15 protein-coding genes are annotated in these 13,911 nt (G+C 59.1%); 4 read left to right on the plus strand and 11 right to left on the minus strand.

Going from position 1 to position 13,911, the window contains the following annotated elements:
* Positions 1-202 precede the first annotated feature (202 nt).
* The 6 genes from GV764_RS16300 to GV764_RS16325 all read right to left on the minus strand — a co-directional run bounded on the left by GV764_RS16300 (position 203) and on the right by GV764_RS16325 (position 6,365).
* Positions 203-1,210 carry a carbohydrate kinase family protein gene (locus GV764_RS16300; RefSeq protein WP_161661044.1) on the minus strand — a complete coding sequence of 336 codons (1,008 nt, stop codon included), beginning with the start codon at positions 1,208-1,210 and terminating at the stop codon, positions 203-205.
* Between the two features lie 9 nt (positions 1,211-1,219).
* Entirely contained in the window at positions 1,220-2,080 is an 861-nt protein-coding gene (locus GV764_RS16305; protein ID WP_161661045.1) for a ketose 1,6-bisphosphate aldolase, read from the minus strand.
* Positions 2,081-2,095: 15 nt separating this feature from the next.
* Positions 2,096-2,779 carry a D-lyxose/D-mannose isomerase gene (locus tag GV764_RS16310; protein WP_161661046.1) on the minus strand — a complete coding sequence of 228 codons (684 nt, stop codon included), beginning with the start codon at positions 2,777-2,779 and terminating at the stop codon, positions 2,096-2,098.
* Between the two features lie 80 nt (positions 2,780-2,859).
* Entirely contained in the window at positions 2,860-3,801 is a 942-nt protein-coding gene (locus GV764_RS16315) for an ABC transporter substrate-binding protein (RefSeq protein WP_161661047.1), read from the minus strand.
* A 28-nt stretch (positions 3,802-3,829) separates the two neighbouring features.
* On the minus strand, positions 3,830-4,819 hold the full coding sequence (locus tag GV764_RS16320; RefSeq protein WP_161661096.1) for an ABC transporter permease subunit: 990 nt from the start codon (positions 4,817-4,819) through the stop codon (positions 3,830-3,832).
* Between the two features lie 22 nt (positions 4,820-4,841).
* A complete protein-coding gene (locus tag GV764_RS16325; protein ID WP_161661048.1) occupies positions 4,842-6,365 on the minus strand; it encodes a sugar ABC transporter ATP-binding protein in 1,524 nt (507 codons plus the stop codon).
* 182 nt (positions 6,366-6,547) lie between these two features.
* On the opposite strand from GV764_RS16325, the gene GV764_RS16330 reads away from it, so the two are divergent.
* From GV764_RS16330 to yjdP, 4 genes are all read left to right on the plus strand, one after another.
* On the plus strand, positions 6,548-9,115 hold the full coding sequence (locus tag GV764_RS16330; protein WP_161661049.1) for an ATP-binding protein: 2,568 nt from the start codon (positions 6,548-6,550) through the stop codon (positions 9,113-9,115).
* A 76-nt stretch (positions 9,116-9,191) separates the two neighbouring features.
* Complete coding sequence (locus tag GV764_RS16335; protein WP_161661050.1) at positions 9,192-9,491, plus strand: type II toxin-antitoxin system MqsR family toxin; 300 nt, start codon at positions 9,192-9,194, stop codon at positions 9,489-9,491.
* 2 nt (positions 9,492-9,493) lie between these two features.
* Positions 9,494-9,895 carry a type II TA system antitoxin MqsA family protein gene (locus GV764_RS16340; protein WP_161661051.1) on the plus strand — a complete coding sequence of 134 codons (402 nt, stop codon included), beginning with the start codon at positions 9,494-9,496 and terminating at the stop codon, positions 9,893-9,895.
* A gap of 114 nt (positions 9,896-10,009) precedes the next feature.
* On the plus strand, positions 10,010-10,333 hold the full coding sequence (gene yjdP / locus GV764_RS16345) for a DDRRRQL repeat protein YjdP (RefSeq protein WP_161661052.1): 324 nt from the start codon (positions 10,010-10,012) through the stop codon (positions 10,331-10,333).
* Here the strand turns inward: yjdP and phnP are convergent.
* Genes phnP through phnL form a run of 5 tightly spaced genes read right to left on the minus strand, consistent with a single transcriptional unit; the run spans position 10,330 to position 13,909 of the window.
* Complete coding sequence (gene phnP / locus GV764_RS16350; RefSeq protein WP_161661053.1) at positions 10,330-11,088, minus strand: phosphonate metabolism protein PhnP; 759 nt, start codon at positions 11,086-11,088, stop codon at positions 10,330-10,332. The genes yjdP and phnP overlap by 4 nt on opposite strands.
* A gap of 9 nt (positions 11,089-11,097) precedes the next feature.
* Positions 11,098-11,529 carry an aminoalkylphosphonate N-acetyltransferase gene (gene phnO / locus GV764_RS16355; RefSeq protein WP_161661054.1) on the minus strand — a complete coding sequence of 144 codons (432 nt, stop codon included), beginning with the start codon at positions 11,527-11,529 and terminating at the stop codon, positions 11,098-11,100.
* A complete protein-coding gene (phnN, locus tag GV764_RS16360; protein WP_161661055.1) occupies positions 11,519-12,088 on the minus strand; it encodes a ribose 1,5-bisphosphokinase in 570 nt (189 codons plus the stop codon). Before phnN ends, phnO begins: the two co-directional genes overlap by 11 nt.
* On the minus strand, positions 12,088-13,224 hold the full coding sequence (gene phnM / locus GV764_RS16365) for an alpha-D-ribose 1-methylphosphonate 5-triphosphate diphosphatase (protein ID WP_161661056.1): 1,137 nt from the start codon (positions 13,222-13,224) through the stop codon (positions 12,088-12,090). The genes phnN and phnM overlap by 1 nt, the downstream gene beginning before the upstream one ends.
* Positions 13,211-13,909: a phosphonate C-P lyase system protein PhnL gene (phnL, locus tag GV764_RS16370; protein ID WP_161661057.1), complete on the minus strand. Its 699-nt coding sequence runs from the start codon at positions 13,907-13,909 to the stop codon at positions 13,211-13,213. Before phnL ends, phnM begins: the two co-directional genes overlap by 14 nt.
* Positions 13,910-13,911: the final 2 nt, after the last annotated feature.

Genomic DNA, 13,911 nt, shown 5'->3' on the forward strand with positions numbered 1-13,911 from the left:
CCGGGGCTTTTCTCTTTCTGCCTTTTGTTCAGTGATGTACTTAAGACAGAAAGCCTTAAGCACCCGCCGGATATATTAATGACCCGGGGATAAAATACCAGATAAATTAAAATGTAATTTCTGGGATCTATTTACATTTGCCTGGAATGCTGCTCGCAAAAATGAATTTATTTATTGGCGCAGATATTTACTGATTGTTTCATTAACGCATTTCCTGAATATCTTGCGTTAATGCCGTGAGACTTTTCGCGCCGTCAATAGCGTTGGCGCATAGCAGGCTGGCCCTGGCGCAGGCGTGCGCCAGTAGAATGCTGTCAGACAGCGGCCAGTTTTCGTGGCTGGCGTATAACAGGCCCGCACAGAACGCATCGCCTGCGCCGACGCTGCCGACAATCTCCTCCCGGGTCAACGTCATGGAAGGCACCCACAGGCCTTGATCGCCTTGTTCAATGCCAAATGCACCTTCAGGACAATGGATCACCACGCGCTGGCGTACCCCTGCCGCCAGCAGTTGCCTGGCGACAGCGCCGATCGCGTCGATATCCGGCGTCTGATCGTCCCTGCGCATCGGCTGCCCGCTGAACTCGCCGGCCTCCAGTTCATTAATTACCAGATAATCCAGCCAGGGCAGGGCGGGCATCACTAACGGTTGATAGCGCGGATCGCCCTGACGCGACACCAAATCCAGCGAAGTTTGATAGCCGAGCTGCTGCATTTGCGCCAGCAGTCGGGCACTGCGCGTGCCATAATCGGCGTCGGGTAAATCCAGGCTATCCAGCAGCAATAAATAACCGAGATGGAAAATCTTCATGTTGCTGTCGAGGCGATCGAACGCGGGTAAATCCAGTAATCGATTCGCGCCGGGGGAATGGAAAAAGGTGCGCTGGCCGCTGGGATCGGTCATCACCTGGGTCATCGACGTCGGCGCGAAAGAGGTGCGCTGCACATGCTGGCGATTGACATGGTATTGCTCCAGCATCGCCATAATGTAATCGCCATCGTGATCTTCGCCGATCAGGCCCACCGCCTGAAGCGGCAGGCCGGTGTGCATTTTCGCGAGGGTGAGCAAAACGTTTAGCGGCGCGCCGCCGGTGGATCGCTCGCTGCGGGTGATCTCTGTTAACCAGCCCGGCTCCGGCCACTGCACGATCTGATGAACATGATCCACCAGCATATTGCCAGCGGCGATAACGCCTTTTCGTTCGCTCATGACGCCTCCTTACGCGTGCCCCGCGCTGCCAAAGGTGCGCATTTGTTCCGCCACCACGTCGGTAATGGCTTCTTCAATCCCCAGCAGCAGTTCGGCGAATTCGTCATACATCGGCTTACGGTCCGCCATGCGCCGTTCCACCGCGCCCAGCGCTGCCTGCGACATGCCGGTGTAGAAGTTGATTTTATGGATGCCCAGCGAGATAGCGCGTCGGAAATCGGCATCGCTAATCCCGGAGCCGCCGTGCAGCACAAGCGGAATGCCGGTTTGCTGGCTGATGGCGCTGAGCCGGTCGAAATCGAGCTTCGGTTCGCCTTTATATTTGCCGTGGGCATTGCCGATGGCCACTGCCAGGGCATCAATGCCGGTACTGTCGACAAATTCCCGGGCAATGGCGGGATCGGTGAACTTCGCGCTGTCCGCTTCGCCATACAGCGCGCCGCCTTCATCGCCGCCAACCGCGCCCAGTTCCGCTTCTACCGATACGCCGACCGCATGGCACATTTTCACCACTTCACGGGTCTGGCGGACGTTCTCTTCATAACTCAGGGTTGAACCATCAAACATCACTGAGCTAAACCCGAGGCGCAGCGCCCGGACCACTGACTCAAAATGCAGGCCGTGATCGAGATTAAGTACCACCGGAATGTCGTGGCGCGCCGCCTCGAATTTGACGGCTTCCACCAGCGAATCCAGCGACACGTATTTGAAATGCACTTCCGCGATATTGATGATAAACGGTGAACGTTCCTGTTTTGCCGCCGCGAAAAGCGCGCGCAGGAAATGGCTGTCCAGCACGTTAAACGCCCCGAGCGCATAACCCTGTTGACGCGCATGCGCCAGTCCGTCTGCGAGTGAAATCAATGCCATGTTGGCCTCCTGAAATTATCGGAACATGCGGTATTCGTTACATAAAACCAGCTGAGCGGGCTCGTCTTCGTCAATCGCGTTGAACCGCTCAAGGGGTTTAAGAAAGCGATTGTCACGGTCGTCGTCGTTTACCGTTGAGACCTCACCCGCCAGCACATCGCCAAACCCGGCTTCAGCCCAGAAGCTGTGATACATGCCGGGCGTCAGGCAGATGCTTTCCCCTGGTGCGAGGCGCAATTGGCTGCCGGCGCTGTGCGTCTGTCGGCAACCATCGATGACCACCGTGACATCGCTTTGTTCAGGTTGTTCGTACTGGTCTGCGTTCCAGATTTCGATAATTAAATTGCCGCCGCCCCGGTTAATGATGTCTTCCCGTTTGCGCCAGTGAAAATGCATCGGCGTTACCTGACCATCCCGGACGTGCATGATTTTTTCGGCATAGCTTTTCGGCCAGGTGACCCCATCCACCGAGCCGTTGCGCAGGGTAAACAGCGTCAGCCCCTGGGCGTTAAAATTGTTGCCCCCGAAGGCGGTCACATCCCAGCCGAGTTTTAATTCGAAGACCTCCGCCCAGTTGGCTTCATCCAGTTCACGCCATTTAGTGGGCGCGAAGCTGGCGAACGGCGGCAGATGCACGTCATGACGGGAAAAAAACTGGCGCGTATGGCCGAGGATTTCATTGATTTCAGAACGTTTCATTGCATCTCCCTGGTAGAGTCGGTTCTCTGCCTGAAGAAGAGGCGTGAGGGGCGGTCGCACCCCTCACCCTCGCCTGAAGGTTATTTCACCGTCCAGCCTTTGTAGGTGTTGATGTTGTTCTTATCGATCATCGTTACCGGGATCAGCACCGGTTCTTTCGGCGCGGGTTTGCCCTGAAGGATGTCGTAGCCGATCTCCACCGCTTTGGCCGCCATCACCTGCGGATCCTGAGCGGGGGTTGCCACGAACAGCGAGTTATCGCGCTTCAGGGCTTCTTCCGCGTCCGGCGATCCGTCCACGCCGACGATAAAGAACTCGTTACGCTGCGATTGCTTCGCCGCCAGATCCGCGCCGATCGCCGTCGGATCGTTGATGGCAAATACCCCGTCGATCTTCGGGTTCGCCGCCAGCAGCGAGGTCATCACTTCCAGCCCGCCTTCGCGACTGCCTTTGGCATTCTGGTTCCAGGAAAGCACTTTGATGTCCGGATGGCGTTTGAATTCGGTCTGGCAGCCTTCCACGCGGTTCTGCACGGCGGATACCGGCGGCCCGTTGATGATCACTACATTGCCTTTGCCTTTCAGGCGATCGGTAATGTACTTACAGGCGATTTCCCCGGCCTGGGTGTTGTTCGAAGTGATGGTGGCGTCAGCGCCGTCAGCCGCCACGTCAACCGCCACGACCACGATCCCGGCGTCTTTCGCGCGTTTCACCGCCGGGCCGATGCCTTTGGAATCCGCGGCGTTAAGAATGATCATGTCCACTTTGGCGGCGATAAAGTTATCGATCTGCGAAACCTGCTGGCCGAGATCGTAACCGCTGGACACCAGAGTGACTTTCACGTTGTCGCCCGCCAGCTTGCGCGCTTCCAGTTCCGCCCCTTTGGTGATCTGGACGAAGAAGGGGTTGGCGAGGTCGCCCACGGTAACGCCGATGGATTTTAACTCTTTGGCCTGCACAAACGGCGAGGCGGCAAGCAGTGCGCCAGCACAGAGCGCGGTGACAAGGGGTTTCAAACGCATATTTCTTTTCCTCACGTAGGGTATTTTGTTATGCACTTTGATGGTGACGGGTACGGTACTTGTCTATCAGCACTGCAATGATGATCACCGCCCCTTTGATCACCAGTTGCCAGAAGTATGAAACGCCCATCAGGGTCATACCGTTGTTGAGGGTCGCGATGATTAACGCCCCCACCAGGGTACCGGTGATGGTGCCGATACCCCCAACAAAACTGGTGCCGCCGAGAATAACCGCCGCAATCGCGTCCAGCTCGTAGCCCATTCCCAGGTTGCCGTTAGCGCTGTACAGCCGTGATGCGCTCATCAGCCCGCCGAGCCCGGACAGCAGCCCGCTCATCCCGTAAACGAACAGCAGTACCAGCCACACTTTGATACCGGTCAGCCGCGCCGCCTGCATATTGCCGCCTACCGCGTAAATATGAACCCCAAGCGTGGTGCGGCGCAGAATGAACCAGCAAATCGCGACCACCAGCAGCGCAATCACCACCAGCCACGGAATGGGGCCAAGGTAGGCGTTGCCGATCCATTCAAAATTGATACTGGAGTTAATGACGGTGGTGCCGTCCGCCAGCAGATACGCCGCGCCGCGAAGCGCCGTGTAGGTCCCCAGCGTGACGATAAACGGCGGTAGTCCGGCAAACGCCACCAGCGCGCCGTTAAACAAACCGAGCGCCAGCCCTAACATCAGGGCCGCCGGCATCGACAGCATCGCCAGCTCCGGAGAGAGCGACACCACCATCGCCGCCACTGCGGTGGTGCCGAGAATCGACCCCACCGAGAGGTCAATCCCGCCGGTCAAAATAATGAAGGTCATCCCCGCAGCCAGCACGATGTTGATCGACGCCTGGCGGGTAATGTTCAGCAGGTTGCTTTCGGTAAAAAAGTTAGGCGCGATAAAGCCAAAGACCGCCACGATCAGGATCAGAATCGGTAAAATCCCTACCGTTTGCATGATGTCGCCCATCAGCATCTTTTTCACGGAGGCGGATTTTGGGGCGGGTGAAGTGGATGGCGTCATGGTTGGGCCCTTTTGGGAAGAGTTAGTCATTGCGCACCGCCTTGTGATGCGAATCGTCAACGCCGGTGGCCAGCGTCATGATGTTTTCCTGCGTGATGTCGGGCCCGTTCAACTCTCCGGCGATACTGCCTTCGCGCATCACATACACCCGATCGCTCATCCCGACGACTTCCGGCAATTCGCTGGAAATCATCAGGATCGCCACACCCTGGCGCGCCATCTGGTTCATGATGCGGTAAATCTCGCTTTTCGCGCCGACGTCCACGCCGCGCGTCGGTTCATCGAGGATCAGAATGCGTGGGCCGATGGCGACCCAGCGGGAAATCAGCAGTTTTTGCTGGTTGCCGCCGGACAAGCCGCCCGCCCGTACCTGAGCGTGAGGCACGCGAATATTGAGCGTGGAGATCGCGTCATCGGATATCGACTGGGCTTTCTTGCGGTTAAGCAGCCCGTAATTGGCGTCGCGCTCCAGCGTCGCCATGGTGATATTTTCCTGGGCGGCCATTTCGAGAAACAGCCCTTGCTCTTTACGGTTCTCGGTTAAAAAGCCGATGCCGCGGTCGATGGCGTCGCGCGGCGAGTGGATCGCCGCCGGGTTGCCATCAATTTCAATGCTGCCGCCGGTGGCTTTGCGCACCCCGAAAATCAGCTGCGCCAGTTCGGAACGGCCCGCCCCGACCAGGCCCGCCAGCGCCACCACTTCACCGGCGCGCACTTGCAGGCTAACCGGCTGGATTTTTTCGCCGTCGGTCAGGTGATGTACCGCCAGCCGGACCTCGCCGCGCGGGATATCGCGCTCTTTATTAAACAGATCGCTCAGCGGGCGGCCCACCATCATGCGCACCAGTTCCTGCGCATTCAGCTGGTCGCGCTCCAGGCTGCCGACGTACTGGCCGTCGCGCAGCACGCTGACCCGGTCGGATAGCTCATACACTTCCGCCATGCGGTGGCTGATATAGATAATCGCCATGCCTTCGTTGCGCAGCCGCATAATCAGCTCGAACAGGCGATGGGTTTCGCGGGATGAAAGGGCTGCGGTGGGTTCGTCCATCACCAGAATGCGGCTATTACGATGCAGCGCGCGGGCAATTTCGACCTGCTGCTGCTCGGCGATGGTCAGACGCATCACCCGGTCGGTAGCGCGGAACTGTGCGCCCAGCCGGTCAATGACCCTCTGAGCCTGGGTGACCATCTCTTTGCGGTTCACCAGCCCGGCGCTGGAAATTTCGCTGCCGAGGAAAATATTTTCGGCGACGGTTAAATTGGGTGCGAGCTGCATCTCCTGATAAATCAGCGTGATGCCCGCCTGTAGCGCGTCTTTCGGGCTTCTGATGCTGTAAGGCTGCCCGTCGATCAGGATCTCGCCGCTGGTAGCGGTATACGCGCCGGCGAGGATTTTCATCAGGGTGCTTTTCCCGGCGCCGTTTTCGCCCATCAGCGCGTGGATCTCACCGGGATAGACCGTCAGGCTGACGCCTTTAAGCGCGTAAAACTTACCAAACGCTTTGGCGATATCGCGCATCTCCAGTACAGGCGTTGCGTTCATGGCGCACTCCATTAGGGGTCAGGTGCCATCACTTGACCACTACCGGGTAAATACATGATGTCAAAACCCATTCATATTTGTCATATTGTCGAATAGTTAACATTGATCACATTCCCGCAACGCAACCGTGCCGGGAAGCACCGCGAGGCGCTACTGTTTTGTTTTCGCCAGTGGAGTGGGTTATGACACAGCCAGCCAGCCGATTTCTGACCAGCGCACGCGGGCGGTTACTGTTTTTTAATCTGCTGGTGGTGGCGGTCACGCTGATGGTGAGCGTGGTGGCGATTGTCGGCTTTCGTCACGCCAGCGTGTTGCAGGAACAGGTGCAGAAGCAGACGCTCAGCGACATGACCGGCAGCATGGCGCTGGCGCGCGATACCGCCAACGTGGCTACGGCGGCGGTGCGGCTCAGCCAGGTGGTCGGCGCGTTGGAATACCAGAGTGAAGCGGAGCGATTAAAACAGACGCAGCTTGAGCTACAGCGCTCATTGCATTTGCTGTCAATGGCGCCGCTGGCGGCCCTGGAGCCGGAACTGGTCAGCAATATTATTTCCCGCAGCATCCAGTTGCAGCAAAGCGTGACCCAAATGCTGGAGCGCGGCCATCGCCGCCATCTTGAGCGCAACGCGCTGCTGAGCGCCCTGTATCAAAACCAAAGTTATCTCCACCACATTCAGACGCTTAATCAGCGCACCGGGGAAACGTTGCCTGCGCCAGCGCTGCTGATCGAAATGGATCGCCTGATCGACGCGGCAATCCAGACCCCGTCGCCGCGCCCGACGGTGGAGCAAATCGACGCGGTGGTACAGGCGTTGCCCGGCCAGCTCAGCGATCCGCTGGTTAACGGTATCTATCAGGATTTTACCCGACAACTGGGCCAGCTTGATTCGCTCTCCGCCGCGCTGGAAGAGAGCGATCTCGCGATTAGCTGGTCGATGTACCACATCAAAGCGCTGGTGGCGTTTCTCAACACCGATATCAATCAGTATGTGAAACGCGTGGCCCAGGAGTCGGCGCTGCGCACCGCCGCCAGCCATAAAGAGCTGCGCTCGATGATCCTGTTTATCGCCGTGTTTGCCGCGCTGGCGCTGATTATCACCGGGTTTGCCGGGTGGTATATCTACCGCAATCTCGGCTCGAACCTGACGGCGATCTCCACGGCGATGGCGCGGCTGGCGCGCGGCGAGCGGGATGTCACCGTCCCGGCGCAGCAGCGGCGCGACGAGTTGGGCGAACTGGCCCGCGCGTTTAACGTGTTTGCCCGCAATACCGCGTCGCTGGAACACACCTCCCGGCTGTTGAAGGAAAAAAGCACCCAGCTGGAAACCACTTTTCATGCCATGCGCGACGGTTTTGCCCTGTTCGACAGCCACGGCGAACTGGTGGTGTGGAACCCGCAATACCCGCTGCTGCTGGGTCTGGATGCGGAAGGGGTGCAGCGCGGCCAGCATTATCTCCAGCTGTTGCGCCAGGTCGCGCCGCAGGACGCCCATATTCAGGAAAACCTTGCCCTGCCGCTGCCCCATCCCCAGGAGCTGCGGCTCGCGGATAACCGCACCATTGAGCTGCGCTTTAGCCCGGTGCCGGGGCGCGGCATGGTCAACGTGGTACTGGACCGCACCGAGCGGAAAGGTCTGGAAGAGGCGCTGGTGCATGGTCAGAAAATGAACGCCGTCGGTCAGCTGACCGGGGGACTGGCCCATGATTTTAATAACCTGCTGGCAGTGATTATCGGCAGCCTGGAACTGACTGCACCCGGTACGCCGGACGCGCCGCGCATTGCCCGGGCGCTGAAGGCCGCCGAGCGCGGGGCGCAGCTTACCCAGCGCCTGCTGGCGTTTTCGCGTAAGCAGTCTCTGAACCCGCGCGCCGTACAGCTCAAGGCGCTGCTGGAAAACCTGGTGGAGCTGATGCGCCATTCGCTGCCTGCGACCCTGACGCTGGAGCTGGAAGCGCAGCAACCTGCCTGGCCCGCGTGGATTGACGTCAACCAGTTGGAAAACGCCATCATTAACCTGGTGATGAACGCCCGTGACGCCATGGAAGGGCGCAGCGGCGTGATAAAACTGCGTAGCTGGAACCAGCGTGTGACTCGTGGCGACGGGCGGCGGCACGATATGGTCACCCTGGAGGTGATCGACAGCGGCTGTGGGATGTCGGATGACGTTAAAGCCCACGTATTCGAGCCGTTTTTTACCACCAAACAAACCGGCGAAGGCAGCGGCCTCGGCCTGTCGATGGTGTATGGCTTTGTGCGCCAGTCCGGCGGGCGCGTGCAAATCGACAGCGCTCCCGGCCAGGGCACCACAGTGCGCCTGCAATTACCGCGCGCGCCGCAGGCGGCCAGCGAGCTGGCGCTGCCGGTGGATATCCCCGATCTGGCATCACAGGACGAACTGGTGCTGCTGCTGGAAGATGAAGCCGATGTGCGCCAGACGCTGTGCGAGCAACTGCATCAGTTGGGCTATATCACCCTCGAAGCCAGGACCGTGGAAGAGGCTATCGCTCTGCTGGATAGCGTTGAAGAAATCGACATTCTGATTAGCGACCTGATGCTACCCGGCGGGGTCAGCGGTGCGGAAGTGCTGCACTACGCGGCTATCAATCATCCGCATATCGCCCGGCTGCTGATCAGCGGGCAGGACCTACGCACCGCGCAGGACCCGGCAGCGCAGCCGGACGTGGAGCTGCTGCGTAAACCCTTTACTCAGCTTCAACTGGCGCAGGCGCTGCGGCGGGCGCAAATCTGAGTTTATCGGGCCTGCTTTACGCATTGATAAAGCCCAATTAACCTACTTGCATAATTTTGCATTTAGGTTAATCCTTATGGAAAAGAGAACGCCGCATACCCGATTACCTATTGTCAAAACGATGGTTCGGGCTGGCCTGGCGGCAGTAACAAATACAGCCTTGATTGGCGCAGCGCAAATGGGATTTGGTTCTAAGCAGGAAATATTTAATGTCATTCTGGCGCTGGAACCCGCTGACTTTTATAAAAGCATGACCGCTTATCATGACTCTACGTGCTGGCATGAAGTGTATCGACCCCTCTACAAGGGCCAACGGATTTATATGAAATTCATTGTGACTGACGGCGTACTGATCGTGTCATTTAAGGAGTTATGAATATGAAATGCCCTGTTTGCGGTGGCGCAGAACTGATACATGAAGCACGCGATATGCAATATGAGTATAAAGGTCGAAAAACGGTCTTTCATGCCGTTAAAGGGCAATTTTGCGATCGGTGCGGAGAAGTCATTTTTGGGGATGGCGAAGGCGAAGAATATTTTGCAGCCATGCTGGAATTTAACCGACGGGTCAATGCTGAAGAGGTCGATCCGGCCTTTATCGCGAAGGTGCGTAAGCGCCTTAAACTAGACCAGCGCCAGGCTGCAGAAATTTTTGGCGGCGGCGCTAACGCCTTTAGCCGTTATGAAACTGGCCGCGTAGCGCCTCCGCGTCCACTGGTATTGTTATTTAAGGCTCTGGATAAGCACCCCGAACTTCTGGAAGAGCTTAAGCGAGCTTAAAAGCCATTTCGAATTCATTACACAGGCACCACCCCTGCCGCTTTGAGAATTCTCTTCTTCTCTAACATCCGCAGCCTTTGCAAAGTAACCCTCTGTCTTTTCGAGGGCTGCCTGATGAAAACTTTGCCGCTTTTCCTGACGCTCGGCGCGTTAATGATGACTGCGCAACCGGCGCGCGCCGATGTGATTGACGATACCGTGACGTCTATTACCCGCGCCATTGACGACGCGTATTCTCAAAATGACGATCGACGCGATGACCGGCGTGACGACCGTGACTGGCAACGTTCCGACGACCAGCGCCGCCAGTATAATGACCGACGCAGGCAGCTTGAGGATCGGCACCGTCAGTTAGATGAGCGTCAGCGTCAGCTGGACCGCGAGCGCCAGCAACTGGAAGAGGAAGAGCGGCGGCTGGACGATGAATACGACCGCTAAGCGAGGGTAATTTCCTGCCCGTCAACGCCCGCTTCAATCCCTTCCGGCAGCGGGTTTTCCATCATCCATGCATCAAACTGGTGGCTGATATGGGTCAGCACCACGCGCGGGCTTTTTATCACCTCATTCAATGCCACTACCGTATTTAAATCGCAGTGATTGGCCGGCGTCTGGTCGCGCGGCGCGTGGCTGCAATCGATCACCATCACGTCAGGCGGCCCCGCCTGCAAAAACTTCAGCGTTTTCTCCGGCAGCCCGGCGGTGTCGCACAGCCAGGCCACGCGGCTGTGGGCGGTTTCCAGCAGATAGCCGAACGTCAGTTTTGAATGGTTGAGCGGCAGCGGCGTCACCTGTAACCCCTGCAGGCTAAACACCACGAACGGCTCCACGGTGTGGCTGAAATCGAGCAGCCCCGGATGTTTAAACAGATCGTCGCAACCCTGTTCATCCGGCGGACCGTAGACCGCGATGTTGTCGCCCACGCCCCAGCGCAGCGGGAAAAGCCCCTGTACATGGTCCATATGGTAATGGGTGAGCAGAAACTGGTGAAAACTTCCGGCGGGCCAGTAGTCCATCAGATCGGGAATGCCCGCATCCAGCAGCGTAATGGCATCGTTGCAGTTAATCACCGCGCTACAGGGTCGGCGGCGAAAAGCCTCGTCACGGCGCGCCCGCTCACAGGCTTTGCAGGTACAGCCAAACGCCGGGACCAACTGCGCGCCGCCGGTGCCGGTGAGGGTCAGCGTTAAGGTCATCGCGGCTCCTTACAGCGGTTTGGTGAACCGGACGTGGCTTGGCTCATAGCCTTCACGACGATAAAAGCGGTGGGCATCGATGCGTTTCACGTTGGTGGAAAGCTCGGTCATTTCCGCGCCGTGCTGCTGCGCCACTGTCTGCGCCCAGCTCAACAAACCTTTGCCCACGCCCGCGCTGCGCGCTTCCGGCATCACCACCAGTTCCTGGATCTCGCCAATCCAGTTGGCGTGATGGAGATGGAATTGCAGATGGAGGCTAATCAGCCCCACCGGTTTGCCGTCGAGCCAGGCCAGCGCCAGGTGGTAGTTGGCGTCGCGCAGATTCGCAGCAAGGCCAACGTCGAACGCGTCGCGGTCAAACGTAGCCTGTTTCAGTTCGCAAACCAGCGCGTAGATGGCGTCGCTGTGGGTGATATCGGCGCGCTGAATGTCATAAAGCATGTTGCGGCTCCCGTGGCTGTTGGTGCTCATCGACCAGCGTTAATAAGGTCTCGACTGACTGTAGCAGACTTCCGTCATTATTCAGCGCCCGGCAACCGGGCGGCAGGCTGGCGTACTGCGCCGCGCGCGCCAGCCGGGCGGCGATTTGCGTAGCGGATTCCCGCCCCCGCGCCTGTAAACGCGCCTGCAAGACATCACGGGAAACGTGCAGGCACACCGCCAGCAACCGCTCCCGGTAGCGCGCTTGCGCCTGTTGCAGATGCGCGCGCGAGCCGTTCACCACCACGTTGAATCCGGCGTCCAGCCACAGATCGATCTCCTGGCCGATACCGTAGTAATGGCCGTTGGCCTGCCAGCTCAGGGCAAACAGCCCCTGAGCCTCGCGCTGTAAGAACTCGCTTTCGCTCAGCGCGATATGGTTTTCGTTGCCGGCGTTAAACGGGCGGGTGATGTAGCGATGCGCCACCAGCAGCGTAGGGCGCTCCCGCTCGCGCAGGGCGTTTAACAAACTGTCCTTTCCGGACCCGGACGCTCCCATTAACCAGATGATGCGCCCCATCAGAACACCTGTTTTCCCTGACGCCAGACGTTGCCGATATGGACATGCTCGCCGTGCCAGTGCGCCAGCACCAGATCGGCGCGTTTGCCCTCGCCAATCACGCCGCGATCGTCGAGGTTCAGCGCCCGCGCCGGATTGCGCGTCACCAGATGGATCGCCTGGGGCAGGGTAAAGGCGTTGCCCTCGTCCAGCGCCACGCGAAACGCCGCGTCCAGCAGGCTCGCCGGATAATAGTCGGAAGAAAGAATATCCAGCAGCCCGGCCTGGGCCAGCGAGTGGGCCGCCACGTTGCCGGAATGCGAGCCGCCGCGCACGATGTTCGGCGCGCCCATCAGCACGCTCATCCCGTGCTGGCGCGACGCCTGCGCTGCATCGAATGTGGTCGGGAATTCGGCAATCACGCTGCCAAGCTGGTGGGATTCCAGCACGTGCGCCGCCGTGGCGTCGTCATGGCTCGCCAGCGCGATATTGCGCGCCCGACAGTGGGCGGCGATGGCTTCCCGGTTCGGCTGCGACCAGCGCTCGGCCAGCGCCAGTTGCTCCTCTTCGTAGCGCGCCATGTCGTGGTCATTGAGCTGATATTTGCCCTGATAGTATTCGCGATATTTTTCCCGGTTGGCGAACTGACGCTGGCCCGGCGAATGGTCCATCAGCGACACCAGGGTCACCGGTTCGCGGTGCATCAGCTGTTCAAACAGCGGCAGCGTGGTGTGATGCGGCAGCTCGCAGCGCAGATGCAGGCGATGCTCGGCGCGGTTGACCCCGCGCCGCTGGCTGTGCTCCACCGCGTTGATCATCTTTTCCAGATTCTCCAGCCGATCGCCGCCGTCGCGCACGTCGCCCAGCGCCACCGCATCCAGCACCGTGGTGATGCCGCTCGCCACCATCAGCGCGTCGTGGCTGCTCATGGCGGAGTGGGCCGGCCAGTCCACTTTCGGGCGCGGGGTGAAGAATTTATCCAGATTGTCGGTATGCAGTTCAATGAGCCCCGGCAGCAGCCAGCCGCCTTCGCCGTCCAGCGCGCCCGGCAGGCGGCTGTGGCTGTCGGCATAGCTGGTAATTACCCCATCGTTGATATCGATGGAGCCGTCTACCACCTCGTTTTCGAGGATCAGTTTTACATTATTGATGATCATGCGTGTTCCCCATCGGATGCAGACGGTCAGCCACGCGCTGGCGAATGGCGTCATCATGGAAAATGCCGACAATGGCCGCGCCGCGCGCTTTGGCCTCTTCAATCAGCGCCACCACGGCGGCGCTGTTGTTGGCGTCCAGCGAGGCGGTGGGCTCATCGAGCAGCAGAATCGGGTAATCGACGATAAACCCGCGGGCGATGTTGACGCGCTGCTGTTCGCCGCCGGAAAACGTCGAGGGCGCGAGATGCCACAGACGTTCCGGCACGTTGAGACGGGTCAGCAGGCTGGCGGCTTTGGCGCGGCACACCTCGCGATCGACGCCCAAATCGAGCAGCGGCTGCATCACCACCGTTAATGCCGACACGCGGGGGATCACCCGCAGGAACTGGCTCACCCAGCCGATGGTTTTACGCCGTACCGCCATCACCTCCCGCGCCGGGGCGGCGACAATATCCAGCCACTGCTCGTCATGTTTCACCCAGATATGCCCGTTATCCGGCAGGTAGTTGGCGTACAGCGATCTCAGCAGCGTGGATTTACCGCTGCCGGAGTGGCCGTGCAGCACCACGCATTCCCCCGCCTTAACCTCAAGGGTGGCGCTTTCCAGCACCGGCAGGCGAATGCCGTTTTGATGATGAAGAACGAAGGTTTTACTGACTTGTTCAACCCGTAATGAAACCGTCATGG

It is taken from the genome of Atlantibacter hermannii (assembly GCF_009907385.1).
In the GTDB taxonomy this organism is placed as follows: Bacteria; Pseudomonadota; Gammaproteobacteria; order Enterobacterales; family Enterobacteriaceae; genus Atlantibacter; species Atlantibacter hermannii_A.

Coding starts and splice junctions, on each gene's coding strand:
- GV764_RS16325 (WP_161661048.1), bottom strand. CDS start 6,365: ATGAACGCAACGCCTGTACTGGAGATGCGCGATATCGCCAAAGCGTTT.
- GV764_RS16335 (WP_161661050.1), top strand. CDS start 9,192: ATGGAAAAGAGAACGCCGCATACCCGATTACCTATTGTCAAAACGATG.
- GV764_RS16340 (WP_161661051.1), top strand. CDS start 9,494: ATGAAATGCCCTGTTTGCGGTGGCGCAGAACTGATACATGAAGCACGC.
- GV764_RS16300 (WP_161661044.1), bottom strand. CDS start 1,210: ATGAGCGAACGAAAAGGCGTTATCGCCGCTGGCAATATGCTGGTGGAT.
- GV764_RS16310 (WP_161661046.1), bottom strand. CDS start 2,779: ATGAAACGTTCTGAAATCAATGAAATCCTCGGCCATACGCGCCAGTTT.
- GV764_RS16315 (WP_161661047.1), bottom strand. CDS start 3,801: ATGCGTTTGAAACCCCTTGTCACCGCGCTCTGTGCTGGCGCACTGCTT.
- GV764_RS16305 (WP_161661045.1), bottom strand. CDS start 2,080: ATGGCATTGATTTCACTCGCAGACGGACTGGCGCATGCGCGTCAACAG.
- yjdP (WP_161661052.1), top strand. CDS start 10,010: ATGAAAACTTTGCCGCTTTTCCTGACGCTCGGCGCGTTAATGATGACT.
- phnP (WP_161661053.1), bottom strand. CDS start 11,088: ATGACCTTAACGCTGACCCTCACCGGCACCGGCGGCGCGCAGTTGGTC.
- GV764_RS16330 (WP_161661049.1), top strand. CDS start 6,548: ATGACACAGCCAGCCAGCCGATTTCTGACCAGCGCACGCGGGCGGTTA.
- GV764_RS16320 (WP_161661096.1), bottom strand. CDS start 4,819: ATGACGCCATCCACTTCACCCGCCCCAAAATCCGCCTCCGTGAAAAAG.
- phnM (WP_161661056.1), bottom strand. CDS start 13,224: ATGATCATCAATAATGTAAAACTGATCCTCGAAAACGAGGTGGTAGAC.
- phnL (WP_161661057.1), bottom strand. CDS start 13,909: ATGACGGTTTCATTACGGGTTGAACAAGTCAGTAAAACCTTCGTTCTT.
- phnN (WP_161661055.1), bottom strand. CDS start 12,088: ATGGGGCGCATCATCTGGTTAATGGGAGCGTCCGGGTCCGGAAAGGAC.
- phnO (WP_161661054.1), bottom strand. CDS start 11,529: ATGCTTTATGACATTCAGCGCGCCGATATCACCCACAGCGACGCCATC.